24 protein-coding genes are annotated in these 25,128 nt (G+C 67.1%); 6 read left to right on the top strand and 18 right to left on the bottom strand.

Annotated features, from left to right (window positions below):
* Positions 1-153: 153 nt before the first annotated feature.
* A complete protein-coding gene (gene aroC / locus H5407_RS11710) occupies positions 154-1,254 on the bottom strand; it encodes a chorismate synthase (protein WP_183104629.1) in 1,101 nt (366 codons plus the stop codon).
* A 102-nt stretch (positions 1,255-1,356) separates the two neighbouring features.
* Complete coding sequence (locus H5407_RS11705) at positions 1,357-1,824, bottom strand: CBS domain-containing protein (protein ID WP_183104628.1); 468 nt, start codon at positions 1,822-1,824, stop codon at positions 1,357-1,359.
* Positions 1,825-1,909: 85 nt separating this feature from the next.
* On the opposite strand from H5407_RS11705, the gene H5407_RS11700 reads away from it, so the two are divergent.
* Complete coding sequence (locus tag H5407_RS11700) at positions 1,910-3,229, top strand: O-acetylhomoserine aminocarboxypropyltransferase (RefSeq protein WP_183104627.1); 1,320 nt, start codon at positions 1,910-1,912, stop codon at positions 3,227-3,229.
* Between the two features lie 10 nt (positions 3,230-3,239).
* On the top strand, positions 3,240-4,046 hold the full coding sequence (locus tag H5407_RS11695; protein ID WP_183104626.1) for an alpha/beta fold hydrolase: 807 nt from the start codon (positions 3,240-3,242) through the stop codon (positions 4,044-4,046).
* A gap of 3 nt (positions 4,047-4,049) precedes the next feature.
* On the opposite strand, the gene H5407_RS11690 is transcribed toward H5407_RS11695, so the two are convergent.
* The gene (locus H5407_RS11690; RefSeq protein WP_183104625.1) at positions 4,050-4,883 is read right to left on the bottom strand and encodes a hypothetical protein; all 834 of its coding nucleotides are present in this window, start codon (positions 4,881-4,883) and stop codon (positions 4,050-4,052) included.
* 192 nt (positions 4,884-5,075) lie between these two features.
* Between H5407_RS11690 and H5407_RS11685 the strand changes: the two genes are divergently transcribed.
* On the top strand, positions 5,076-5,393 hold the full coding sequence (locus H5407_RS11685; RefSeq protein ID WP_183104624.1) for an Mpo1-like protein: 318 nt from the start codon (positions 5,076-5,078) through the stop codon (positions 5,391-5,393).
* Positions 5,394-5,405: 12 nt separating this feature from the next.
* Here the strand turns inward: H5407_RS11685 and H5407_RS11680 are convergent, their stop codons facing one another.
* The 3 genes from H5407_RS11680 to kbl form a co-directional block, all read right to left on the bottom strand.
* A complete protein-coding gene (locus H5407_RS11680; RefSeq protein ID WP_183104623.1) occupies positions 5,406-6,284 on the bottom strand; it encodes a MipA/OmpV family protein in 879 nt (292 codons plus the stop codon).
* Positions 6,285-6,367: 83 nt separating this feature from the next.
* Complete coding sequence (locus H5407_RS11675) at positions 6,368-7,321, bottom strand: NAD-dependent epimerase/dehydratase family protein (RefSeq protein WP_183104622.1); 954 nt, start codon at positions 7,319-7,321, stop codon at positions 6,368-6,370.
* Positions 7,322-7,371: 50 nt separating this feature from the next.
* Entirely contained in the window at positions 7,372-8,577 is a 1,206-nt protein-coding gene (gene kbl, locus H5407_RS11670) for a glycine C-acetyltransferase (protein ID WP_183104621.1), read from the bottom strand.
* 134 nt (positions 8,578-8,711) lie between these two features.
* On the opposite strand from kbl, the gene H5407_RS11665 reads away from it, so the two are divergent.
* A complete protein-coding gene (locus H5407_RS11665; RefSeq protein WP_183104620.1) occupies positions 8,712-9,290 on the top strand; it encodes a helix-turn-helix domain-containing protein in 579 nt (192 codons plus the stop codon).
* Positions 9,291-9,305: 15 nt separating this feature from the next.
* On the opposite strand, the gene H5407_RS11660 is transcribed toward H5407_RS11665, so the two are convergent.
* Complete coding sequence (locus H5407_RS11660; protein ID WP_183104619.1) at positions 9,306-10,586, bottom strand: YihY family inner membrane protein; 1,281 nt, start codon at positions 10,584-10,586, stop codon at positions 9,306-9,308.
* A 19-nt stretch (positions 10,587-10,605) separates the two neighbouring features.
* Between H5407_RS11660 and H5407_RS11655 the strand changes: the two genes are divergently transcribed.
* A complete protein-coding gene (locus H5407_RS11655; RefSeq protein ID WP_183104618.1) occupies positions 10,606-11,025 on the top strand; it encodes a DUF2069 domain-containing protein in 420 nt (139 codons plus the stop codon).
* Entirely contained in the window at positions 11,026-12,453 is a 1,428-nt protein-coding gene (locus H5407_RS11650) for an FAD-binding oxidoreductase (RefSeq protein ID WP_310737639.1), read from the top strand.
* Here H5407_RS11650 and H5407_RS11645 read toward each other — a convergent pair.
* The 11 genes from H5407_RS11645 to nuoI all read right to left on the bottom strand — a co-directional run bounded on the left by H5407_RS11645 (position 12,450) and on the right by nuoI (position 25,126).
* Entirely contained in the window at positions 12,450-15,671 is a 3,222-nt protein-coding gene (locus tag H5407_RS11645; RefSeq protein ID WP_183104617.1) for an efflux RND transporter permease subunit, read from the bottom strand. The genes H5407_RS11650 and H5407_RS11645 overlap by 4 nt on opposite strands.
* 3 nt (positions 15,672-15,674) lie before the next feature.
* Positions 15,675-16,838 carry an efflux RND transporter periplasmic adaptor subunit gene (locus tag H5407_RS11640; RefSeq protein WP_183104616.1) on the bottom strand — a complete coding sequence of 388 codons (1,164 nt, stop codon included), beginning with the start codon at positions 16,836-16,838 and terminating at the stop codon, positions 15,675-15,677.
* Between the two features lie 174 nt (positions 16,839-17,012).
* Positions 17,013-17,525, bottom strand: a complete 513-nt coding sequence (locus tag H5407_RS11635; RefSeq protein WP_183104615.1) for a DUF1178 family protein — start codon at positions 17,523-17,525, stop codon at positions 17,013-17,015.
* 15 nt (positions 17,526-17,540) lie between these two features.
* On the bottom strand, positions 17,541-18,161 hold the full coding sequence (locus tag H5407_RS11630; protein ID WP_404935622.1) for an NUDIX domain-containing protein: 621 nt from the start codon (positions 18,159-18,161) through the stop codon (positions 17,541-17,543).
* Complete coding sequence (locus H5407_RS11625; protein WP_183104614.1) at positions 18,148-18,456, bottom strand: DUF2818 family protein; 309 nt, start codon at positions 18,454-18,456, stop codon at positions 18,148-18,150. Before H5407_RS11625 ends, H5407_RS11630 begins: the two co-directional genes overlap by 14 nt.
* A 6-nt stretch (positions 18,457-18,462) precedes the next feature.
* Positions 18,463-19,941: an NADH-quinone oxidoreductase subunit NuoN gene (nuoN, locus tag H5407_RS11620; RefSeq protein WP_183104613.1), complete on the bottom strand. Its 1,479-nt coding sequence runs from the start codon at positions 19,939-19,941 to the stop codon at positions 18,463-18,465.
* A gap of 16 nt (positions 19,942-19,957) precedes the next feature.
* Positions 19,958-21,430, bottom strand: a complete 1,473-nt coding sequence (locus tag H5407_RS11615) for an NADH-quinone oxidoreductase subunit M (RefSeq protein ID WP_183104612.1) — start codon at positions 21,428-21,430, stop codon at positions 19,958-19,960.
* Positions 21,431-21,451: 21 nt separating this feature from the next.
* On the bottom strand, positions 21,452-23,494 hold the full coding sequence (gene nuoL, locus H5407_RS11610) for an NADH-quinone oxidoreductase subunit L (protein WP_183104611.1): 2,043 nt from the start codon (positions 23,492-23,494) through the stop codon (positions 21,452-21,454).
* A 26-nt stretch (positions 23,495-23,520) separates the two neighbouring features.
* Positions 23,521-23,832, bottom strand: a complete 312-nt coding sequence (gene nuoK / locus H5407_RS11605; RefSeq protein WP_183104610.1) for an NADH-quinone oxidoreductase subunit NuoK — start codon at positions 23,830-23,832, stop codon at positions 23,521-23,523.
* Positions 23,832-24,485 (bottom strand): NADH-quinone oxidoreductase subunit J, encoded by a 654-nt coding sequence (locus tag H5407_RS11600; RefSeq protein WP_183104609.1) that lies wholly within the window; start codon positions 24,483-24,485, stop codon positions 23,832-23,834. Before H5407_RS11600 ends, nuoK begins: the two co-directional genes overlap by 1 nt.
* 158 nt (positions 24,486-24,643) lie before the next feature.
* On the bottom strand, positions 24,644-25,126 hold the full coding sequence (gene nuoI, locus H5407_RS11595; protein ID WP_183104608.1) for an NADH-quinone oxidoreductase subunit NuoI: 483 nt from the start codon (positions 25,124-25,126) through the stop codon (positions 24,644-24,646).
* Between the last annotated feature and the right edge of the window lie 2 nt (positions 25,127-25,128).

The following is a 25,128-nucleotide window of genomic DNA, read 5'->3' as shown; positions in this document are numbered from 1 at the left end:
ACTGCGGCGCAGTCTAGGAAGAGCGCACGAGCCTTGCAGCGCGCCTGCGACGAAGCGCACAAAAGAGGGGTCAGGGCGTCGCCCGTCGGGATTTGCTGCTGCAGTTGGGGATGAACTGCAGGAAGGCAAGGCCGGACTGACTCCGGCCCGGCTTCAAGCGCGCTGGGCCGGAATCGGCGCCAGGGGGTGCCGGACGTCACCGCACTGCGCGCGATGGCGCAATGCGTGATCCATCAGCACCAGGGCCAGCATGGCCTCAGCGATGGGCGTGGCGCGGATGCCGACGCAGGGGTCGTGGCGGCCATGGGTCACCACCTCGGTCACCTGGCCCGCACGATCGATGGAGGCCTTGGGCAGACGGATGGAGCTGGTGGGCTTGATGGCGATGGACACGCGCAGGTCCTGGCCGGTGGAGATGCCCCCCAGCACACCGCCCGCATGGTTGCTGGCGAAGCCTTCGGGGGTGAGTTCATCGCCATGCTCGCTGCCATGCTGGGGCACGACGCCGAAGCCGTCGCCGATCTCCACGCCCTTGACGGCGTTGATGCCCATCATCGCAAAGGCGATGTCGGCGTCCAGCTTGTCGAAGAGCGGCTCGCCCAGGCCCACGGGCACGCCCGTGGCCTGCACCTCGATGCGCGCGCCGACGGAGTCGCCGGACTTGCGCAGCGCGTCCATATAGGCCTCCAGCTCGGCGATCTGGCTGGCGTTGGCGGCGAAGAAGGGGTTGTTCGGCACATGCTCCCAGCCCTCAAAGGCAATGGGCAGCTCGCCAAGCTGGGTCATGTGGCCACGAAACTCGGTGCCGTACTGCGCCTTGAGCCATTTGCGGGCCACGGCGCCGGCGCCCACCATCGGGGCGGTAAGGCGGGCGGAGGAACGACCGCCACCGCGCGGGTCGCGCAGGCCGTACTTGCGCCAGTAGGTGTAGTCGGCATGCCCCGGACGGAAGGTGTCCAGGATGTTGCCGTAGTCCTTGCTGCGCTGATCGGTGTTCTGGATCAGCAGGCAGATGGGTGCGCCGGTGGTCTGGCCCTCGTAGACGCCGGAGAGGATCTGCACGGCATCGGGCTCATTGCGCTGGGTGACGTGGCGCGAGGTGCCCGGGCGGCGGCGGTCCAGCTCGGGCTGGATGTCGGCCTCGCTGAGTTCAAGCCCCGGCGGGCAGCCATCGATCACGCAGCCGATGGCCGGGCCGTGGCTTTCGCCGAAATTGGTGACACGGAAAAGTTCGCCGAAGGTGCTGCCAGCCATGAAAAATCCAGGGTCGGTCCCCGGCGGGAGCGCCCGGGCATGCCCTGGATTCTATGGTGCGCCCCCCGGCCTCGCCGGTCTGCGGGCTTGGCGATCAGCGGCTCAAAGCTTCGGCTCGTGCGAAGCGCCCTCTTCCTCGACCGGCCAGTCGCGGATATAGGCCTTGAGCATGCGGTTCTCGAAGTCCTGGCTATCGACCACGGCCTTGGCGACGTCATAGAAGGAGATCACGCCCATCAGTTGGCGGCCGTTGAGCACGGGCATGTAGCGGGCATGACGGCCCAGCATCATGCGGCGGACTTCGTCGATCTCGGTCTCGGGGGTGCAGGTCAGGGGGTGGTCGTCCATGACGGAGCGGACCAGGCTGGAGCCCACGCTGCCGCCATTGCGGACCACGGCGGCGATCACCTCGCGGAAGGTCAGCATGCCCACCAGCTCGCCGAACTCCATCACGACCAGGGAGCCCATGTCCCGCTCGGCCATGGTGGCCAGGGCTTCGGCCAGGGGCTGTTCGGGCGGCACGGTATACAGGGCGTTGCCTTTCACGCGCAGGATGTCGGCGACTTTCATGTGTTTTCTCCTCGACAGGCGGGCAGATCAGAATTGGGTCCAACATAGCACACAATCCCGGCATCCTGAAACCACGAAAGACAGCATGTCAGGCTACGGCGATCCCGGCTTCGACACCCTGGCGCTTCATGCGGGGGCGGCACCCGACCCCAGCACCGGCGCCCGGGCCGTCCCTCTGCATCTCAGCACCTCCTTCGTCTTCGAAAGCGCCGAGCACGCGGCCTCGCTCTTCAACATGGAGCGCGCGGGCCACGTCTACTCCCGCATCTCCAATCCCACCACGGCCGTTTTCGAAGAGCGCATGGCCGCGCTGGAAGGCGGCAGTGGCGCCATTGCCACGGCCAGCGGGCAGGCCGCGCTGTTCCTTGCCATCAGCACGCTGGCGCCTGCGGGCAGCCACATCGTGGCCTCCAGCGCACTCTATGGCGGCTCGCACAACCTGCTGCACTACACGCTGAAGCGATTCGGCATCAGCACCACCTTCGTGCGCCCCGATGAGCTGGACGCCTGGCGCGCCGCCATCCGCCCCGAGACCCGACTGCTCTTCGGCGAGACCCTGGGCAACCCCGGCATGGACGTGCTGGACATCCCCGGCGTGGCCGCCATCGCCCATGAAGCCGGCCTACCCCTGCTCGTGGACGCCACGCTGACGCCCCCTGCCCTGCTCAAGCCCCTGCAGCATGGTGCGGACCTGGTCTTCCATTCCGCCACCAAGTTCCTCTGCGGCCACGGCACCGTGGTGGGTGGCGTGCTGGTGGACAGCGGCAACTTCGACTGGCAATCAGCCTATGAGCGCAGCCAGTCCGCCGGCCTGGCCCGCTTCGCCGAGCTCTGCGAGCCCTACGAGGGCTTCCACGGCATGGTCTTCGCCGAGGAGAGCACGACGGGTGCCTTCCTGCTGCGCGCCCGCCGCGAGGGCCTGCGCGACTTCGGTGCCTGCATGAGCCCGCACACGGCCTGGCTGATGCTGCAGGGGCTGGAGACCCTGTCCCTGCGCATGGAGCGCCATGTGGGCAATGCGCAGAAGGTGGCCGAGTTCCTGGTGGGGCAGGCCCAGGTGAGCCGTGTGGCCTACCCCGGGCTGGACTCTCACCCGGGCCATGCGCTGGCCCGCAAGCTCATGCCCAAGGGCGCCGGCGCCGTCTTCAGCTTCGACCTGAACGGCAGCCGCGAGCAGGGCCGCCGCTTCATCGAGAGCCTCAAGATCTTCTCCCACCTGGCCAACGTGGGCGACTGCCGCTCCCTGGTGATCCACCCCGCCAGCACCACCCACTTCCGCATGGACGACGCCGCGCTGGCGCAGGCGGGCATCACGCCCGGCACCATCCGCCTGTCCATCGGCCTTGAGGACGCCGACGACTTGATCGCCGACCTCAAGACCGCCCTGAAGATCGCATCCAAGTGAGCGCCGCCCCATGCAAGTGACTGTTCAAGGCCGCCAGGCCTATGCCTATACCGGCGGGCGCGCCTTCGATCCCGCCCTGCCCTGCCTTGTCTTCGTGCATGGCGCCCTGCATGACCACAGCGTCTTCACGCTGCTGGCCCGCTGGTTCGCCCATCACGGCTTCAGCGTGCTGGCCGTGGACCTTCCCGGCCATGGCCGCAGCGAAGGCCCGGCCCTGCCCAGCGTGGAAGCCGCCGGCGCCTGGGTGCTGGAACTGCTGAGCGCCGCGGGCGCCGAGCGCGCCGCGCTGGCCGGGCACAGCATGGGCTCCCTGATCGCGCTTGAGGCTGCCGCCCAGGCGCCAGAGCGTGCCAGCCAGTTGCTGCTGTTGGGCACGGCCTTCCCGATGAAGGTCTCCGAGGCCTTGCTGAACACCGCCGCCGAGGCGCCGGAGAAGGCCATGGCCATGGTCAACGTCTTCTCCCACAGCACGCAGGCAGCCAAGCCCGGCTACCCGGGCCCGGGCAGCTGGCTGCATGGCGGCAATCTGGCGCTGATGAAGCACACGCAGGCCGGATCGAGCGAGGCCAACCTCTTTCTGCACGACTTCCAGGTCTGCGACCGCTATGCGGGCGGGCTGGAGGCGGCGGCACGGGTCCGCTGCGAATGCCATGTGCTGACCGCCGAACGCGACGTGATGACCGCGCCCAAGCAGGCCCAGGCCCTGGTGCAGGCGCTCAAGGCCCGGCTGCACCGCATCCCGGCTGCCGGCCACTCGATGATGGCCGAGGCGCCGGACGCCGTGCTGGCGGCCTTGCGCCAGGCCCTGTCCTGCTGAGGCTCAGTCGCCGGCCGCGAGCTGGCGTTGCAGCTCCAGCTTGAACTGCTCCCACTGGTTGCCGTTCAGCTGCTCGGACCGCGTGAAGCTCAGGCGCCAGTCCTTCCAGTCCGTGCTGGTGGGGATGGGATGCTCGGCGTGCAGGAGCTGCCCCTGCAGGCTGGTGACCAACAGGCCGGCCTTGCCGTCAAATGCGGGGCCGGCGATGCGGTACTGATGGCTTGGGCGCCCCTGCCATTCGCGCCGCCCGAGGTACTCGAAGCGGGCCTCTGCCACCAGGGCGGGCTCGCCGTGGCGGCCCGGGCGGTTGGGGTCTACCATGCTGAGCTTGAAGCCCTGCTGCGGATGCCGCAGCATCGGCAGGAGGGGCGCCAGCGAGGCCAGGTCGAACCCCCAGACATGCAGCGGCAACGCGCCGCCGTCCAGCTCGACGGTCCCACCCTTGGCGAAGTGGACCTTCAGCCGCGGGGCCTTGGGCGCGGCATCGGCGCTGAGCGTCGGCCGCCGCTCGCCCTTGACAAGGTTCCACTGCTGCATGTGCACGGGCATGGCCCGAGCCAGGTCCAGGTCGGCGTGGACCTCCACCAGGTCCTCGCCAGGCAACCACTTGAGCACTTCCAGGCGGCTGGGGCTGGCGAAGTAGATGGCGAAATGCCAGGCGTCACTGCCGTCGCGATTGGACTTCTCGTAGTGCCAGACAGTGCCGGCGACGACGGATGTGCCGGCCTGGCGCGAGAAGGCCGAAGCCTGCGCCTGGGCCAGGCCGGGCAGCAGGCCAAGCGCCAGTGCGCCCGGCAGTGACAGGAAGGCGCGCGAGCGGGCTTGGGAAAAAGGCATGGTGCAGGAGCTCAGGAATGCGATGCACGCGACCTTAGCGCGCGCCACCAGAAGAGGCGAGCCAGGCGCGACCAACGGCAGGACGGCAAGGACAGGCCGTGCGGACATCGCCCCTGGTATCGGACCGGATGCCAGGACGCTCCACTTGCGCTTCAATGCGGGCAGCGCCCGCCTCTCCCTCCAGGAGTCCCTATGGCTCACGACGCCCTTGCTGCCATCAGCAGCTTTGCCGAGTTCTACCCTTTCTACCTCGGCGAGCATCGCAACAGGACCTGCCGACGCCTGCATTTCCTGGGCTCCAGCCTGGCCCTGCTGTGCCTGGGCACGCTGCTGGTGACGGGCGAGTTGCTGTGGCTGCCGGCCGGCCTGCTCTGCGGCTACGGCTTCGCGTGGGTGGGCCACTTCGTCTTCGAGAAGAACAAGCCCGCCAGCTTCCGCCGGCCACTGTGGAGCTTCATGGGGGACTGGCGCATGTACTGGGAGATCTGGACCGGGCGGATCCCGTTCTGAACGCGAGCCCTTTCAGTTCCGGTACGCCAGCCCGATCGAAGCACTGCGCTGGCGCGTCGTCTCCACGATAGGGCTGGCCGCCGCCGCGTCCAGCAGCCGCCCTTCGCTCCAGCTGCCCACCAGCACCCATCGCGGGCTCAGGGCCTGCATGTAGCTGAGGTTGATGTAGGCCCCCGTCAGGCCGTTGCCGGGTTCGTAGTGCTGGCCCAGGCGCCTGGCGGCATCGCTGCCCTCGGGCACGCCGAAGTAGCTCTGCAGGTGGCGACGGTCGGAGGCGCTGAGTCCCAGCCCCAGAGTGAGCGAGGCATGGCCGCTGCGGTACAGGCTGCGCCCGAGGTCAAGGCTCAGTTCGGTGCCGCCGCGATGATTCAGCAGATCGGGCGACAGCGCCACGCTGAGGGTCCACTTCGGATCCAGCTCTAGCCGCAGGTTCAGGCGGCCTCGCAGCGTGCGCGGCACGTCGGGCAGACCGCGGGTGATCTCGGCGCGCTCGCTGTCACGACCGCTGTCGATGCGCAGGCCCAGGCCCAGCTTCCAGTGATCCCCGTGCAGCCATTCGCGCGAGGCTCCCGGCCCGGGGCCGGCGGCGTCGGAGCCAAAGCCCATCATCGCCCCGGTGCCGGCCGTCGTGATACGCCAGCGGCCCCAGTAGAGCGCCCACAAGGGGGTCAGGCCTTGCTCCTGGCGGCGTGAGCCCGGGTACTCGGGCCCTCGTGAGACACGCAGGCCCAGCAGGTAGCGAGGCTCGTCCGGCGGGGGGGCGGCAGCGGCTGGCTCCGCAAGGACCGGCAGGGTCAGCAGGGCTGCCGCCAGCAGGCCCAACGCCAGACGACAGGCGCCCGGGAGAGGCAGCTGATCCCCGAAACCGCAGATCCACAGGCTTTGACCCATGGGTCCAGCTTAGCAGCAGCCGCTCCTGCCTCGATGAGCAGCCCTGCTCGAAAGCGGGAGCGTCGTGTGCCGCGCCCGCAGTTTCAGGCCTGCAGCAGCGGCTTGAGGTTGACGAGCATGTCATCGACCATGGCCGAGAGGTCGTACTGAGGCTTCCAGCCCCAGTCGCGCCGCGCCACGCTGTCATCGATGGACTGCGGCCAGCTGGCGGCAATCTGCTGGCGGAAGTCAGGCGCGTAGCTGATCTCGAAACCGGGGATGCGGCGGCGGATCTCGGCGGCGATCTCGGCCGGCGTAAAGCTGCAGCCCGCCAGGTTGTACGAGCCGCGCTCGGTGATGGCCTCGGCCGGGGCCTCCATCAGCTCGATGGTGGCGCGCAGCGCGTCGGGCATGTACATCATGGGCAAGGCCTGACCCTCTTCCAGGAAGCAGCTGTAGCGACCGGTCTTCAGCGCACTGTGGAAGATGTCCACGGCATAGTCGGTCGTGCCGCCGCCGGGCGGGGTCTTGTAGCTGATCAGGCCCGGGTAGCGCAGGCTGCGCACGTCCACGCCGTGCTTGGCGTGGTACCAGGCGCACCAGCGCTCGCCGGCCTGCTTGGAGATGCCGTAGACAGTGGTGGGGTCCATCACCGTGCTCTGTGGCGTCATCACGGCCGGCGTGCTGGGACCGAAGGCGGCGATGGAACTGGGCCAGAAGACGCGATCCAGCTTCTGCGTGCGGGCCAGCTCCAGCACGTTCAGCAGCCCTTTCATGTTGAGGTCCCAGGCCCACATGGGGTGCTTTTCGCCCGTGGCCGAGAGGGCGGCGGCCAGCAGATAGATCTGGGTGATCTCATGGCGCTTCACGGCGGCGGCGACGGCGGCGCCGTCGGTGGCATCCAGCATCTCGTGCGTCAGCGACTTCACCCGGCCCTCGGGGGCGAGGTCGCTGGTGATGACGTTGGCATTGCCGTGGCGCAGGGCCAGCTCTTGCGCCAGCTCGGTGCCGATCTGGCCATTGGCGCCGATGATGAGGATCTTGGTTTGGCGGCTCATTGGGCAGCTCTTTCGGTTCTGGCGGGATTCAGGCGACGTTCAGAGGACGCTCAAGCGGGAATGAGGCCCAGTTCGCGGCCGGCCTGTGTGAAGGCAGCCACGGCCTTCTCCAGGTGGTGGCGCTCGTGCACGGCCGAGATCTGCACCCGGATGCGGGCCTGGCCCTTGGGCACCACGGGGTAGAAGAAGCCCACGGCATAGACACCCAGCTCCAGCAGCCGCGCGCTGAGCTGCTGCGCCTTGACGGCGTCGTAGACCATGATGGGTGTGATGGGATGGGTGCCAGGCTTGATCTCGAAGCCGGCGGCCTGGATGGCCTCGCGGAAGTAGGCTGTGTTGGCCTCCAGCTTGTCGCGCAGCTCGGTAGAGCCTTCCAGGATGTCCAGCACGGCGATGGAGCCCCCCACGATGCTGGGCGCCACGGTGTTGGAGAAGAGGTAGGGGCGCGAACGCTGGCGCAGCAGCTCGATCACTTCCTTGCGGCCGGTGGTGAAGCCGCCCGAGGCCCCGCCCAGGGCCTTGCCCAGGGTGCCGGTGATGATGTCGATCTTGCCGAAGACGCCGCGGTGCTCGTGCGTGCCGCGGCCGGTCTTGCCCAGGAAGCCACTGGCATGGCACTCGTCGATGCCCAGCAGAGCACCGTGGCGGTCGCAGATCTCGCGGATCTTGTCCAGCTGGGCAATGGTGCCGTCCATCGAGAACACGCCGTCGGTGAAGACCAGCTTGAAGCGCGCACCTGCGGCGTCTGCAGCCTGCAGCTGGGCTTGCAGGTCGGCCAGATCGTTGTGCTTGTAACGGAAGCGCTTGGCCTTGCACAGGCGGATGCCGTCGATGATGGAGGCGTGGTTGAGCTCGTCGCTGATGATGGCGTCCTGCTCGCCCAGCAGGGGCTCGAAGAGACCGCCGTTGGCGTCGAAGGCGGCCGCGTAGAGGATGGTGTCCTCGGTGCCCAGGAAGCGGGCGATGCGCTGCTCCAGGGTCTTGTGGATGTCCTGGGTGCCGCAGATGAAGCGCACGCTGGAGAGGCCGTAGCCGTGGGTGCGCAGGGCCTCGTGGGCGGCCTCGATGACCTGGGGGTGAGAGGACAGGCCCAGATAGTTGTTGGCGCAGAGGTTGATCACCTCGCGGCCCTCGTTCGTCTGCACCACGGCGCCTTGATGGCTGGTGATGATGCGCTCGCTCTTGAAGAGGCCGGCCTCGCGGATGGACTGCAGTTCGCTGCGCAGGTGGGCGTAGAAGTCGTCAGCATTGGCCATGTTCGGTCTCCTGGGGCACAATCCGTTAAATCGAATTCAGTTCACTATATCGAACTTTCGTGCAGTATCTGGGAATTGCATCCCAGGGTCAAGTGAACCAGCTCGCACTGCAGGCTCTTCTGAAGGTCGCCCTCATGTCCGTCCCGCATCCCGACAGCCTTGAACCACCGCGCGTCGGTGCCACCCTGCAGGCGCTGCGCCAGGCCCAGGGCCTCTCGCTGGACGAGCTCTCGCGCCGGGCCGGCGTGTCCAAGAGCATGCTCTCGCAGATCGAGAGAAACCAGGCCAATCCCACCGTGGCTGTGGTCTGGCGGCTGGCCAATGCGCTGCGGGTGGAGCTGTCTGAGCTGCTGGGCGGCGAGAAGCCGGCCGCGCCGGCCATTGAGGTGGTACCGGCCCACGGCATCCCCGGCATGAGCAGCCCGGACGGCAAGTGCCTGCTGCGCATCCTGGGCCCCATCGACATGGCGGGCCAGTTCGAGTGGTACGAGCTGACGGTGCAGCCCGGCGGCGCGCTGGAGTCCGGCGCGCATGAGCCTGGATCGCGCGAGCACCTCAGCGTTCTGGGCGGGCAGTTGGAGGTCTCGGCGGGCAACACCACGCAGAAACTCAAGACGGGCGAGACAGCGCGCTACGCCGTTGACGGCCCGCACGCCATCCGCAATACGGGCAAACAGGCCGCGACGGCGCTGCTGGTGGTCATCCACCCCTGAGCGCAGGGGATCAGCTCAGAGCAGCTCGGACAGGCGGATCCGCGTCCAGTCGCTGCGAGCCCACAGCAGAGCGAGCGACTCGCTGTGCTCGGCCAGCAGTTCCTTAATCAGCGGCGCTGCGGGCGTGTGGGTAGGTTCGCACAGCAGGGTCAGGCGCTGGGCGCCGGCTTCCTCGAGGCGGCCGACCAGGCTCATGCCGATGAGGGTATCGACCACCGGCTCCAACTGCAGGGCATCCACCCGCAGCGCCGTAGCGAGGCTCAGGCTGCTGGCACCGCCCTCCCCGGCATCGCGGGCACGGCGCAGCTCGCGGATCACCTCCAGCGCCAGCTCGAAGGCCAGGCCCGGCGCATCTCCGCGCCTCAGCATCTTGTTCGTGAGCGCCGGCGCATTGGCCGCCAGGATGGCGCCCAGCAGCACGATGGCCCAGGCCACGTAGATCCAGATCAGGAAAATGGGCACCGTCGCGAAGGCGCCGTAGAGGGTGGAGAAGGTCGGCACCTGCTTGACATACCAGGCCAGCAGACCCTTGGCCAGGGTAAAGGCCAAGGCCACGAAGACGCCTCCCAGGATGGCATGGCGCCAGCGCACATGGGTGTTGGGCACGTAGTGGAAGAGCGCGGCCATGGCGGCGGCCAGCACCACCACGTCCATGCTGTTGAGCACCACCGAGAGGCCCTGGGGCAGCTTGTCCACCAGGCCCTGGCCGGCGGAGATGGCATAGCTGGTGAGCGTCAGGCTGCCGCCCAGCAGCAGGGGGCACAGCGTCATGGCCGCCCAGTAGACCAACACGCGCTGCGCGATGGGGCGCGGCTTCTGCACACGCCAGATGGCGTTGAGCGTGCGGTCGATGGTGAGCATCATCGCGCTGGCCGAGAAGCCCAGAGCGATCAGGCCCACCACGCCCAGCTTGTTGGCCTTGGCCGCGAACTGGGTCAGCGAGGCCAGCACGGGCTTGGCGATGTTGGGTGGGATCAGGCTCTTGAGGAAGTACTTCTCAAGAGCCGCCTGGAAGGCCGAGAACATGGGGAAGGCGGTGAACAGGGCCAGCATCACCGTCAGCAGGGGCACCAGCGAAATCAGCGTGGTGAAGGTCAGGCTGCCCGCGGTGAGGCCCAGGCGCTCTTCCTTGAAGCGCACCTTGAAGGTCTGCAGGGTCTGCAACCAGGGCCAACTGATGAACTCCTCGAAGAATCCATGGATCAGGGCGATGGGATTGTGGCTGCCGCCCTCCTGGCGGCGGGCGCTGTCCTGGCGGCCGTGGTCTCGGCTCTCGTAGCGGCTCTCTTCACTCATGCTGGCTATGATGCCAGCCATGTCAAGCCACCCCACCGCCCCCCTACCCCCGACGACCCGCATGGCGCCCAGCAGCGCCGAAACGCTGTCGCGCAACCTGGCCTTCTACAGCCTGCTGGCGCTGTTCGTGCTGTGCCTGGCCTGGGAGCTGTGGCTGGCCCCGGTGGGCCGAGGCACCCTGGCCATCAAGGCCCTGCCCCTGCTCGTGCCCCTGGCAGGGCTCTGGCGCTACCGGCTCTACACCTTCCGCTGGCTGAGCCTCATGGTCTGGCTCTACGTGGCCGAGGGCCTGGTGCGCGCCACCAGCGACCGCGGGCTCTCCGTGTGGCTGGCCGCTGTGGAGGTGCTGCTGGGCGTGCTGATCTTCGTGGCCTGCTCGATGCAGGTGCGCCAGCGCCTGGCGGCCGCCCGTGCGGCGAATGCGCAGCCGGAGGCCTGAGTGGACGGGCCTGCGCATGAGGACTTCCTGGCACGGGCCCGCCAGCTGATCGGCGCCGAGCACCTGCTGAGCGGCGACGGCCTGGACGCCTACGAGAAAGACTGGCGCAAGCGCTACGCCGGCCGCGCCCTGGCCGTGGCAAGACCTGGCACCACGGCCGAGGTGGCGGCCTTGGTGCGCCTGTGTGCCGATCGGCGCGTGAGCCTGGTGCCCCAGGGCGGCAACACCGGCCTGGTCGGCGGCGGCGTGCCGGATGGCAGCGGCCACCAGCTGCTGCTCTCGCTGCGCCGCCTGCGCCAGATCCGCCAGGTCGATCCGGCCAACCTGACCCTCACCGCCGAGGCCGGCTGCCTGCTGGCCGAGGTCCAGGCCGCAGCCAGCACCGCCGGCCTGCTCTTCCCGCTGAGCCTGGGCGCCGAAGGCAGCTGCACCATCGGCGGCAACCTCGCCAGCAATGCCGGCGGCACCCAGGTGCTGCGCTACGGCAATGCGCGCGAGCTGTGTCTCGGCCTGGAGGTGGTGACGCCGCAGGGCGAGGTCTGGCACGGCCTGTCCGGCCTGCGCAAGGACAACACCGGCTACGACCTGCGCGACCTCTTCATCGGCAGCGAGGGCACGCTGGGCGTGATCACCGCCGCCACGCTGAAGCTCTTCCCCGCCCCGCAGGCCTGCATGACGGCCTTGGCGTCCTGCCCCACGTTGGACGCGGCCGTCGCGCTGCTCAACCGCGCCCGGGCCCTGGCCGGTGCCACGCTGACCGGTTTCGAGCTGATCAGCCGCTTCTGCCTGCAGCTGGTGCGCCGCCACTTTCCGCAGATCCCCCAGCCTCTGGCCGACGCCGCCGCCGCGCCCTGGGCGGTGCTGCTGGAGCTGTCCGACCACGAGGACGAGGCCCATGCCCGTCAGCTGCTGGAGCGCATCCTCGGCGAAGCGCTGGAGGCCGGCGAGGCCCTGGATGCCGCCGTGGCTCAGTCCCTGAGCCAGGCGCGGCAGCTGTGGCACCTGCGCGAGAACATCCCGCTGGCGCAGAGCGAGGAAGGGCTCAACATCAAGCACGACATCGCCCTGCCCATCTCGGCCATTCCGGCCTTCGTGGCGGATTGCGAGGCCGCGCTGCAGGCGCATTGCCCGGGCGTGCGCCTGGTCTGCTTCGGCCACCTGGGTGATGGCAATCTGCATTTCAATGTGCAGGCGCCCGAGGGCCATGACCCCGCCGCTTTCCTGCGCGCGCAGGAGCCGGCCATCAATGCGCTGGTCTACGAGCGGGTCCTGCAACGGGGCGGTTCCATCTCGGCCGAGCATGGCATCGGCCAGCTCAAGCGCGAGCAGCTCGCAATGACCAAGGGCCCCGTGGCCCTGGCGCTGATGCGGCAAATAAAAAAGGCCCTGGATCCCCAGGGCCTCATGAATCCGGGCCGTCTACTTTAGGCCGCGCTGCCTGCCGGCAAGCCTGGCGAGCGGAACTTGCGCCAGAGTCCCAACAGGCCCCAGTAGACGAAGATCGTCAGCGTCAGGAAGGCGACGATCATGACGAGCACCTCGCCCAGCGTCAAAAGAATCGCGCCCACCATGCTCCAGCGCGCACGCCGCAGGGGAAAGCGTTCGATCAGACTGACCTTGGTGATCTCGATGCTGTCATAGAAACTCGGCACCACCAGCAGCGTCAGCAGCGTCGAGGTAATGGTGCCGCCAATGATGGCCACGGCCATGGGGCGGTAGAACTCGCCGCCGTCGCCCACGCCGATGGCCACCGGCAGCATGCCGGCGATCAGGGCGAAGGTGGTCATCAGGATGGGCCGCAGGCGCTTGCGGCCCGCATGCATCAGGGCCTCCTCGCGGTCCATGCCTTCGGCCTCCTCCTGGCGCGCGGCGTCCAGCAGCAGGATGGCGTTCTTGGCCACCAAGCCCATGAGCATGATGATGCCGATGAAGCTCATCAGGTTCAGCGTGCCATTGGTGAGCAGCAAGGCGACCACCACACCGATCAGTGACAGCGGCAGGGACAGCATCACGCCCAGCGGCGCGGTGAAGGACCCCATCTGCATCACGAGGATCAGGTACATCAGCCCCACACCGCTGATCAGGGCGATGAACATGGCACCGAAGACCTCGGCTTGCGTCTCCGAATCACCGCCCAGCTCCAGGCCGAAGCCCGGCGGGAAGTCGATGGCCTTGGCGATCTTCAGCGCGTCCTGCGTGACCTCGCCCGGCGAACGGTCATGAGCATTGGCCGAGACGGTGATCGTGCGCTTGCCATTGGCATGCTCGATCTGGGCCGGGCCCCGACCCATGCGGATGCTGGCGATCTGCTCCAGCGGCACCATGCGGCTGGTGCCGGTGACGGCCACGGGCAGGCGCTCGATATTGCTGAGGTCCACGCGGTCCTGCGGGTGCAGGCGCACGGCCACGTCACGGGTCTCGCCGGTGGGGTCGACCCAGTCGCCGACCTCGACGCCGGCAAAGGCCACGCGCAGCGCCTGCGCGGCATCGCCCACCGAGATACCCAGCGAGTTGGCCAGGCCACGGTTGAGCTCGATCTGCAGCTCGTCCTGCGGAGCCTGCTCGGAAAGGCCCACGTCCACCGCGCCCTTGACCTCGCGCAGCTTGGCGATGAAGTCATTGCTGATGTCCAGCAGGCGGCGGGCGTCCGTGCCGTAGAACTGGATCTGCACCGGCTTCTGGCCGCCGTTGTTGAGGTTGGACTGCACCGTGTACTCGGCGCCGACCAGGCGCGAGATCTTGCCGCGCAGATCGACGGCGATCTCCTCGGCGGAGCGCTTGCGGTTCTTGGCCTTGCCCAGGTCCACGTAGATGGTGCCGCCGCTCACGGTCACGCGGCTGTTGGTGGCCACGGTCTCGGGGATGGTGCGGGCCAGGCTGGCCGCAGCCTCCAGCTTGAGCTTGGCGTACTCCAGATTGCTGCTGGCCGGCGTGCGCACATTGACCATCAGCATGCCGGCGTCGGAGGACGGCAGGAAGGTCGTGCCCAGGAACTTGGCGGCCAGCACGATGGCGCCGATCAGGCTGCCCACCGCGAAGGCGGCCATCCAGCGGCGGTGATGCAGGGCCCAGGCGATGACCTGGCCGTAGCGGTCGGACTGGTGGTCGAACCACTTGTTGAAGCGCTCCAGCACGCGGCCCAGGCCACGGCGCGGTGCGTCGTGGGCATGGGGTGGATCCCCCCAGAAGGCCGACAGCATGGGGTCCAGCGTGAAGGAGATCAGCAGGCTCACCAGCACCGAGGCCACGACGGTCAGGCCGAAGGGCCGGAACCACTCTCCCGACACGCCGGGCATGAAGCCCACAGGGATGAACACGGCCACAATGGAGAAGGTGGTGGCCGCGACGGCCATCCCGATCTCGGCTGTGCCGTTGAGGGCCGCCGTGCGGCGGTCCGAGCCGCGCTCCATGTGGCGCACGATGTTCTCGCGCACCACGATGGCATCGTCGATCAGCACGCCGATGGCCAGCGACAGGCCCAGCAGGCTCATGAAGTTCAGCGTGAAGCCGCACAGCCACACGGCGATGAAGGCCGCGATCACCGAGGTGGGCAGGCTCAGCGCCGTGATCAAGGTCGAGCGCCAGGAATTCAGGAAGACGTAGACCACCGCAATGGTCAGGCCCGCGCCGAACACCAGGGCGTGGATCACGTTGTTGAGGTTCTCCTGCGACTCTTTGCCCTCGTCCCGCGTGACCTCCAGCGTGGTGCCCTTGGGCAGGGTCGGGGCGATCTGGTCGACCAGCTTGCGCACCTCCTTGGCCACGGTCACGGTGGAGGAATCGCGCGAGCGCGTCACCGCGATGCCCACATTGGGGTGGCCATTGCGCACGCTGAAGCTGGACAGCTCGGCGAAGCCGTCCTCGATCTGCGCCAGCTGGCCCAGGCGGATGGACTCGTCGCCATTGCGCTTGACCACCACTTGCTGGAAATCGGCCGGGCGCTCGATGCGGCCCTGCAGGCGGATGCTCTGGTCCTCCATGGCGCCGCGCACCTTGCCCACAGGCACCGAAATGTTCTGGGCACGCAGAGCAGCGACGACGTCGGTCACCGAAACATTGAACTCGCGCAGCTTCTCCGCGCGCAGCAGCACGCTCAGCTCACGATGCAGGGCGCCGTTGACGTTGACCGTGGCCACGCCATTGATGGCGCGGAACTTGTCGGCCAGCTGGTCCTCGGCGATGTGGCTGATCTCGGCATGGCTCTGTGTGGTGGACGAGAGCGAGACCTGCATCACCGGCTGGGCTGAAACGTCGAAGCGCTGCAGCACGGGCTCGCGCATCTCCACCGGCAGCTTGTAGCGCACGGTGGCGATGGCGTTGCGCACGTCATCCGCGGCCTCGATCAGGTTCTTGCTGAAGTTGAAGATCAACTGGAACTCGGCCGCACCCTCGCGCGAGGTCGAGTAGACCTTGCGCACCCCGGAGAGGCCCTGCAGGGACTTCTCGATGCGGTTGACCACCTCGCGCTCCACCGTGTCCGGCGAGGCGCCCGGATAGGCGATGCTCAGGAAGAGCATGGGCTCCTGCACGTCGGGGATGGAGTTGACGCGCAGCTTGTTCAGCGCCATCAGGCCCAGGGCCATCAGGGAGATGATCACGACGATGGTCGCGATCGGCTTCTTGATGCTGAAGTTGGAAAGGAACATGGATCAGCCTCCAGCCACGCCGGCAGAAGCCGAGGCCGCGGGCGATGCCGGAGCCTTGGCGAATTCGGCGGCCTGGCCGTCCTTGAGGGTGGTGCTGGGCTTGCGCAGGACCTTGTCGCCCTTGCTGAGGCCGGCCAGCACGGCGATCTGACCGGTGCGGGTGTCCCGCTCGCCCAGCTTCAGGGCGACCTTGGTCAGCTTGCCGTCCTTCACCCGCCAGGCATGGGCCTGGTCCCCGGCGCGCACGATGGAGGACTCCTCCAGCATCAGCGCCTCGGTAGAGCGGGCCTCCACATTGCCCTCGGCGTAGAGGCCGGCCGCCTGGGGCTTCTCGCCCTCGCCCAGGTCCACCAGCACCTCGACCTGGCGGGTCGTGGCATTGGCGGCGACGTCGATGCGCTTGATCTTGCCCTGGAACTGCTTGCTGCCGTAGCCGTTCACGCGGAAATGCACGCCCTGCCCCACCTTGAGCTCGGCCAGCTTGTCGGCGGAGACCAGGCCCTCAAAGCGCAGGCTGCGCGGGTCGATGACCTTGACCAGCTCCTTGCCCAGCTGGGCGGTGTCGCCCGGCGAGACCTTGCGGTCGCTGACCACGCCATCGAAGGGGGCGCGGACCTCGGTGCGCTGCAGCTGCTGGCGTGCCGTGACCACGCGGGCTTTGGCGGCGACCAGGTCGCTCTGCGCGTTGTTGCGGCGCATCTCGGCATCCTCCAGGCCCTGCATGGAGGTCATGCCCTGGGACTGCAGGGTCTTCTGTCGCTGCAGCTGGCGCTCCGCCTGCTCGAAGCTCTGGGCGGAGGCGCGGGCGGCTTCCTCAGCGGAAGTGAGGCTGTCGCGGATGGCGGTCTCGTCCAGGCGGACCAGCAGATCGCCCTTGCGCACGGCCTCACCGTTGTCCTTCAGCACCTGCAGCACCACGGCGGAGACCTCGGCACGCAGATCGGCCCGGCGCTCGGGCTGGATGGAACCGGTGATGACGGGCCCGGAGGCCTGCTCGCTGAGGCTCAGGTCGCGCACATCCTCCTTGGCGAGCAGCAGCGGCGTCACGGAGCCCGCGTCGGCTGCTTCAGGCTTGGAGCCCTTGCCACAGGCACTCAGGAGGGCAGCAGAAAGGACCAGCAGGGCCAGACCATGGCCGGACGAGACAATGCGTTGCTTCTTGTTCATGATGGCTTGCGGGAGATCAATCGCCGGAGCATAGGCCCGGCACGGGCTACATCCGCTGGTCATGGTGCAGGAAGAAGGGACATGCCGTCGCGGCCCTGCGACGGATGGCACGCCGGGACGCCTGGCCGGCAGGGATGGGCGCCCGGCGGGAGGCCAGGCCGCGAGCCCGCGCGCTCAGTGGAGTTCGCCGTCCCCGCCCTTGGGCAACAGCAGGGGCAGCAGCTCGATACCCTCTTCCATCAGCGCCCGCACTTCCTCGGGCTGGCTGCGTCCGCGGATCGCACGCTCCTCGGCATCGCCGTAGTGGATGCGCCGCGCTTCCTCGGCGAAACGCTCACCGACGTCCTCGCTGTGGCGGGCCAGCTCGCGCGAGACGGCCATCCACAGCGACTGCAGAGCCTCGCCTGCCTCGCCCACTGCTGCCTGCCCTGCCCCGTCCGCAACGCCGCCTGCAACCATGCCCTCTGGGGGGCTGGCCGCATCAGGCTGGATCGGCACTGCGGTCTTGCCGGCGCGAAGATGGGCCACATTAAGACGAGGCGCAGAAGGCCGACGCTCGACGCGCGATGAGCCACACACCGGGCAGCTGAGCAGGCCGCGCGCCTGCTGGTCCCGGCAATCATCGGAGGAAGCGAACCAGCCTTCGAAGGCATGGCTGGACTCGCAGGCCAGGTTCAGCACCACCATGGGGCAGCTTCCTGTTCAGGTGGGGGCCGGTTGCCAGTCCAGCGACCAGGCTCCCTGGCGCCAACGCTGCAGCCACAGCAGGCCGATGAGCGTCTTGGCGTCGGTGACCTCGCCCTGGCGGCCGGCTTGGTCCAGCGCATCCACCGTCATGCTGAGGCATTCGACGAACTCGCCGGCATCCAGTTCGGCGCGTCCGGCCACCAGGCCACGGGCGAAGAAGATGTGGATGCCTTCGTCGGAGTACGCAATGGCGTTGTGCAGCACGCCAGCGTAGGCCCATTCTCCGGCGCGGTAGCCGGTTTCCTCGCGCAGCTCACGGATGGCGCAGGCCAGCGGGCTCTCCTGCGGGTCCAGCTTGCCGGCGGGGAACTCCACCATCACCCGGCCCATGGGATAGCGGTACTGGCGCTCCAACAGCAAGCGGTCGTCGTCCAGCAGCGGAACGACCATCACGGCGCCCGGGTGTCGGATGTATTCGCGGACGGCCTCGCGGCCATCGGGCAGTCGCACCACGTCGCGCTGCACCTTCAGGAAGCCGCCCTGATAGACCTCGCGACCCTCCAGGCGGTCTTCCCTCAGGCCGGCGTCGGGGTCTGCGCCTGCCGTGGCCGTGCGGAGCTGCTCAGGCTTGCTCACGGTGCTTCTTCAGGTAGCGCCAGACGAAGCCCGGAAAGGCCAGCGTGAGGAAAAGGCAGGCCGCGGCCGCGTAGAACTCCCAGCCCTGCGGCTGGCGCTGCCCCATGCGCGCTTCCAGTCCCATGCCCAGCCCCAGCGTCAGCAGGGCCATTACCAGCAGCTCCAGCAGGCGCCACCAGCCCGACTTCATCGGGTCGCGGCGCCCCACGAGCAGAATTCGCTGGCTGAGGAAGGGCGCATTGGCCGCCAGGATGGCGACCAGCAGCACCAGCCAGGCGGCGGCAGAGGGGTTCACGTTTGATCAGTTGGCCAGCGTCTTGACAGCGACAGCGCACATCGTCAGCAGGCCGTCCGGCATCAGGCCGAAGAGCACCACCGCCACGCCGTTGAGCGACATGACCAGACGGGCATCCGTCGGAGCGCTGAGGGCGCCGCGCTCGGAGGGCTCGTCGAAGAACATGACCTTGATGACGCGCAGGTAGTAGAAGGCGCCGATCAGCGACAGCACCACCGCGCCGATGGCCAGCTTGATGTACAGCGGGTCATTGGTGGCGACCATGGCCTGCAGCACGGCCAGCTTGGCGTAGAAGCCTGCCGTCGGCGGGATGCCGGCCAGCGAGAACATGAAGATGGTCATCACCAGCGCATACCAGGGGCTGCGCTTGGCCAGGCCGGCGAAGTCCACGATCTGCTCGGCCTCATGCCCCTGGCGGGCCATCAGCATGATCAGGCCGAAGGTACCCAGCGTGGTCAGCACATAGGTGATCACGTAGAACAAGGCCGAGCTGTACGCATTGGCGGCCGACAGCGTGTTGCCGTTGACCACGCCCGAGGCCAGGCCCAGCAGCATGAAGCCCATCTGCGCGATGGTCGAGTAGGCCAGCATGCGCTTGAGGTTGCTCTGGGCGATGGCGGCCAGGTTGCCGATGACCAGGGAGACCACGGCCAGCACCAGCAGCATCTGCTGCCAGTCCACGGCCAGACCCTGCATACCGTCCACCAGCAGGCGAATGGTGATGCCAAAGGCTGCCAGCTTGGGTGCGCCGCCGATCAGCAGCGTGGCCGCCGTGGGAGCGCCCTGGTAGACGTCAGGCACCCACATGTGGAAGGGGGCGGCCCCCAGCTTGAAGGCCAGTCCAGCCACGACGAAGACCACGCCGAAGACCAGCACGCCAGGATTGGGCGCGCCGCTACTGATCACCTGGTACACGGTGGGGATCGTCAGCGAACCCGTGGCGCCATACATCATGGACATGCCGTACAGCAGGAAGCCGCTGGCCAGGGCGCCCAGCACGAAGTACTTCATCGCGGCCTCGGTCGAGACGGCATGGTCACGACGCAGGGCCACCAGGGCGTACAGGGACAGGCTCATCAGCTCCAGGCCGAGGTACACGACCAGGAAGTTGTTGGCCGAGACCATGATGCTCACGCCCAGGTAGGACAGCAGGCTCAGCGTGAACAACTCGCCCTTGAGCATCTCGCGCGGGGCCGCATAGGGCCGCGCATAGACCAGGGTGATCATCACCGCGATGCCGGCCACGGCCGAGAGCAGGTGGCTCAGCGGGTCCACCACCACCATGCCCTGCATGGCGAAGACTTCGGCGCCGCCGTAGAAGGCGTTGAAGTGCAGCAGGGACACCAGGGCCAGCGTCAGCTGGGTCAGCCAGTAGGTGGGCGCGCGGCGCTCGTCCTTGACGAAGAGATCCACCAGGGCCACCACGCAGGACAGGCCCAGCAGCAGGATCTCCGGGGTCACCGCATTCCAGTTCATGTCATTCATTTTTCAGCGGCCCTCTTTATTGCAGCTTGGACATGGCCACATGCTTCAGCAACTCGGTGACCGAGGCATGCATCACGTCGGTGAAGGGCTTGGGATAGACGCCCATCCACAGCACCGCCACGGCCAGCACGGCCAGCATCAGGAATTCACGGCCGTTGATGTCAGTCAGGCCACGCACGTTGTCGTTGGTGACGGCCCCGAAGTAGACGCGCTTGTACATCCACAGCGTGTAGGCCGCACCGAAGACCAGGGCCGTTGCGGCGATGGCACCCAGCCAGAAGCTGTACTTCACCGTGCCCAGGATGACCATCCACTCGCCCACGAAGCCGCCGGTGGCCGGCAGGCCGCAGTTGGCCATGGCGAACAGCAGGGCGAAGGCGGCGAACTTGGGCATGGTGTTGACCACGCCGCCGTAGGCCGAGATCTCACGCGAATGCACGCGGTCGTAGAGCACGCCGATGGACAGGAACATCGCCCCCGACACGAAGCCGTGCGAGATCATCTGCACCAGGGCGCCGGAGACGCCCAGCTCGTTGAAGATGAAGAAGCCCAGGGTCACGAAGCCCATGTGCGCGATGGACGAGTAGGCCACCAGCTTCTTCATGTCATTCTGAACCAGGGCCACGAGGCCGATGTAGACCACGGCGATCAGGGACAGCGCGATGATGAACCAGGCGTACTCATGCGCTGCATCCGGCGCGATGGGCATGGAGAAGCGCAGGAAACCGTAGGCACCCAGCTTCAGCATGATGGCGGCCAGCACCACGGAACCGCCCGTGGGCGCTTCCACGTGGGCGTCCGGCAGCCAGGTGTGCACCGGCCACATCGGCACCTTCACCGAGAAGGCGGCGAAGAAGGCGAAGAACAGCAGGGTCTGTGCGTCCAGCGGCAGCGGCAGCTTGTGCCAGGTCTGGATGTCGAAGCTGCCACCGCTCTTCAGGTACAGGTACAGCAGCGCGATCAGCATCAGCAGCGAGCCGGCCAGCGTGTACAGGAAGAACTTGAAGGCGGCATACACGCGACGCGGGCCGCCCCAGACGCCGATGATGATGTACATCGGGATCAGGGTCGCCTCGAAGAACACGTAGAACAGCATGCCGTCCAGCGCCGAGAACACGCCGACCATCAGGCCGGACAGCACCAGGAAGGCGCCCATGTACTGGTTGACGCGGCTCTCGATCACCTCCCAGGCAGCCAGCACCACGATGATGGTGATGAAGGCCGTGAGGGGCACGAACCACATGGAGATGCCATCCACACCGAGGTGGTAGTGGATGTTGAAGCGCTCGATCCAGTAGAAGTTCTCCACGAACTGCATGGCAGCCGTATCGACCTTGAAGCCGGTGATGAGCGGGAGGGTGACGGCAAAGCTCGCGATGGCGGCCACCAGGGCCAGCCAGCGCACGGTCTTGGCCTGGTCGTCGCGACCCAGGGCCAGCAGGATGAGACCGCTGACGATGGGCAGCCAGATGGAAAGACTCAGCAACATTCTTTTTCTCCGTCTCCGTGCTCAGAGACCGGTCAGGGCCTTGAACTGCGGCGCGATGAAGGGCCACAGCTTCCAGGTCATCAGGCCGATGACACCCAGGATCATCACCAGGGCGTACCAGTACAGGTGACCCGTCTGGACGCGACGGACCAGGCCGGCAATGCCGCCCACGGTCTTGGCCGAGCCGTTGATGATCACGCCATCGATCAGACCGGCATCCCCACCCTTCCACAGGCCCACGCCAATGGCGCGCGCTGCAGCAGCGAGGATGTTCTCGTTGATCCAGTCCATGTAGTACTTGTTCTCGAGCACCTTGATCAGCGGCGCTGCCACGCGGGCGATCGCAGCGGGGATCTGCGGAGCGACCATGTAGAACACATAGGCCGTCAGCACGCCGCCCAGGGCCAGCCAGAACGGCAGCGTCGTCACGCCGTGCGTGGCCATGGCCACGGCACCGTGGAACTCTTCCTTCAGCTCACCCAGGGCGTGATGCACGTCGTGGTTGATGAAGATGGCGTCCTTGAAGAAGTCGCCGAAGAGCATGGGCTCGATCGTGTAGAAGCCGATCAGCACCGAGGGGATGGCCAGCAGCACCAGCGGTGCGGTCACGACCCAGGGCGACTCGTGCGGCTCGTGGTGCTCGCCGTGGTCGTCGTGGTGGTCGTGCTCGCCCGGGAAGGGCTTGTGATGGAAGTTTTCCTTGCCGTGGAAGACCAGGAAGTACATCCGGAAGCTGTAGAAGGCCGTCACGAAGACGCCGATGATCACCGCGGCGTAGGCGAAGTGCGCCGCCGGCAGGTGGCTGGCGTGCACGGCCTCGATGATCGAGTCCTTGGAGTAGAAGCCCGAGAAGAAGGGCGTGCCGATCAGGGCCAGCGAGCCCAGCAGCGAGGTGATCCAGGTGATGGGCATGTACTTGCGCAGGCCGCCCATGTTGCGGATGTCCTGGTCATGGTGCATGCCGATGATCACCGAGCCGGCACCGAGGAACAGCAGGGCCTTGAAGAAGGCGTGCGTCATCAGGTGGAACACCGCGACCGAGTAGGCCGAGGCGCCCAGGGCGACCGTCATGTAGCCCAGCTGCGAGAGCGTGGAGTAGGCCACGACGCGCTTGATGTCGTTCTGGATGATGCCCAGGAAGCCCATGAACAGCGCCGTGATGGCACCGATCACCAGGATGAAGTTCAGCGCGGTGTCCGAGAGCTCGAACAGCGGGCTCATGCGCGAGACCATGAAGATGCCTGCCGTCACCATGGTGGCGGCGTGGATCAGCGCGGAGATGGGGGTCGGGCCTTCCATCGAGTCCGGCAGCCACACGTGCAGCGGGAACTGCGCCGACTTGCCCATCGCACCGATGAACAGGCAGATGCAGGCCACGGTCAGCATCATCCAGTCGCTGCCCCACAGCGGGGCCGGGAACTTGATCTGCGCCAGCTCATTGGCCTTGGCAAAGGTCTCGGTGTAGTTCAGCGAGCCGCCGTAGGCCACCAGCAGGCCGATGCCCAGGATGAAGCCGAAGTCACCGACCCGGTTCACCAGGAAGGCCTTCATGTTGGCGAAGATGGCCGTCGGCTTGGTGTACCAGAAGCCGATCAGCAGGTAGGACACCAGGCCCACCGCTTCCCAGCCGAAGAACAGCTGCAGCATGTTGTTGCTCATGACGAGCATCAGCATGGAGAAGGTGAACAGCGAGATGTAGGCGAAGAAGCGCTGGTAGCCGGGGTCCTCTTCCATGTAGCCGATGGTGTAGATGTGCACCATCAGCGACACGAAGGTCACCACCACCATCATCATGGCCGTGAGGCCGTCAACCAGGAAGCCGACTTCCATCTTGAGGCCGCCCAGCACCATCCATTCGTAGATGGTCTGGTTGAAGCGCGCGCCATCCAGCACGCTGAACAGCGTCATCACCGAGATCGCCAGGGCGATCGCCACCCCGAGGATGGTGATCGTGTGCGCGCCCTTGCGGCCCACTTGCTTGCCGAACAGGCCGGCCACGATGGCTCCGACCAGGGGCGCCATGGGCACCGCCAGCAGCATGTTCTGAGAGAGTTGTGCAGACATCTTGTTATCCCGTGCCTTGTGTCCGATCAGCCTTGCAGGGCGTCGAGTTCTTCCACATTGATGCTGGCGCGGTTGCGGAACAGCACGACGAGGATGGCCAGGCCGATGGCGGACTCGGCGGCCGCCACGGTCAGGATGAAGAACACGAAGACCTGGCCGGCCATGTCACCCAGGTAGTGGGAGAAGGCCACGAAGTTCAGGTTGACTGCCAGCAGCATCAGCTCGATGGCCATCAGCAGCACGATCAGGTTCTTGCGATTCAGGAAGATGCCGATCACCGACAGCGCGAACAGGATCGCGCCCAACGTCAGGAAATGGCCCAGAGTCAGCGCTGCCATCATGCGGCTCCCTTGTTGTCGGCCGCGGCTTCAGCGGCGCTTGCTGCGGACGGGGCTTCGACCGTGGCCTGCACCTTCACGATGCGCAGGCGGTCGGCCTTCTGGACCTTCACCTGCTCGGACGGATCCTGGGCACGGCTGTCCTTGCGGCGGCGCAGCGTCAGCGCGATGGCGGCAATGATGGCCACCAGCAGCAGCACGGCGGCGATCTGCAGCGGGTACAGGTAGTTGGTGTAGATCTGGATGCCCAGCATCTTCGTGTTGCCCAGCTTCGCGGCTTCGGCGCTCAACTCGGGGACGGCACGCAGGTTGAAGCCCGGCATCAGCACAGCGGCCATTTCCAGGGCGATCAGCGCGCCCACCAGCAGGGCCAGGGGCATGTGCTTCCAGAAGCCTTGGCGGACCTGGTCGGAGTTGATGTCCAGCATCATCACGACGAACAGGAACAGCACCATCACGGCGCCGATGTAGACCAGCACCAGCGTGATCGCCAGAAACTCGGCCTTCAGCAGCATCCAGATGCAGGAGGCATTGAAGAAGGCCAGGATCAGGAAGAGCGCCGAATGCACGGTGCTCTTGGCCGTGATCACACGGAAGGCTGAACCCAGCAGCACGGCTGAGAAGAGGTAGAACAGTGCGGTGGTGATGTCCATGGTGTTCTCACAAATTCGTTGACCCGAGGTATTGCCGTTCTGGCCGTCCGCCGGGCCGCCCCAAGGACGGCCGCGTGGCGGAGGTCGATGGCTGAAGGCCGTCGGCCTTCGGCGTCCCCTCGGGGGACCGACCAGGGCGTTCCGCCCTGGGCGAGGGGTCAACGGAATTTTGCGTCTGCCTCCTTGTTGGCTGCGATCTGCTTCTCGTAGCGGTCACCCACGGCCAGCAGCATGTCCTTGGTGAAGTACAGGTCGCCGCGCTTCTCGCCGTGGTACTCGAAGATGTCCGTCTCGACGATGGAGTCCACGGGGCAGCTTTCCTCGCAGAAGCCGCAGAAGATGCACTTGGTCAGGTCGATGTCGTAGCGCGTGGTGCGGCGGCTGCCGTCTTCACGCACGTCGGACTCGATGGTGATGGCCATCGCCGGGCACACGGCCTCGCAGAGCTTGCAGGCGATGCAGCGCTCTTCACCGTTCTCGTAGCGGCGCAGCGCGTGCAGGCCACGGAAGCGGGGCGACAGCGGGGTCTTCTCTTCCGGGAACTGGACGGTGATGTTGCGCGAGAGGAAATGCCGACCAGTCAGGGCCATGCCCTTGAGCAGCTCGGTGAGCATGAAGCTCTTGATGAAGTGTTTGACCATGG

The sequence above is a fragment of the Mitsuaria sp. WAJ17 genome (assembly GCF_014174515.1).
Classification (GTDB): domain Bacteria; phylum Pseudomonadota; class Gammaproteobacteria; order Burkholderiales; family Burkholderiaceae_C; genus Roseateles_B.
Note: the sequence above shows the minus strand (reverse complement) of the source record. Positions and strands in the feature narration are given on the sequence as shown.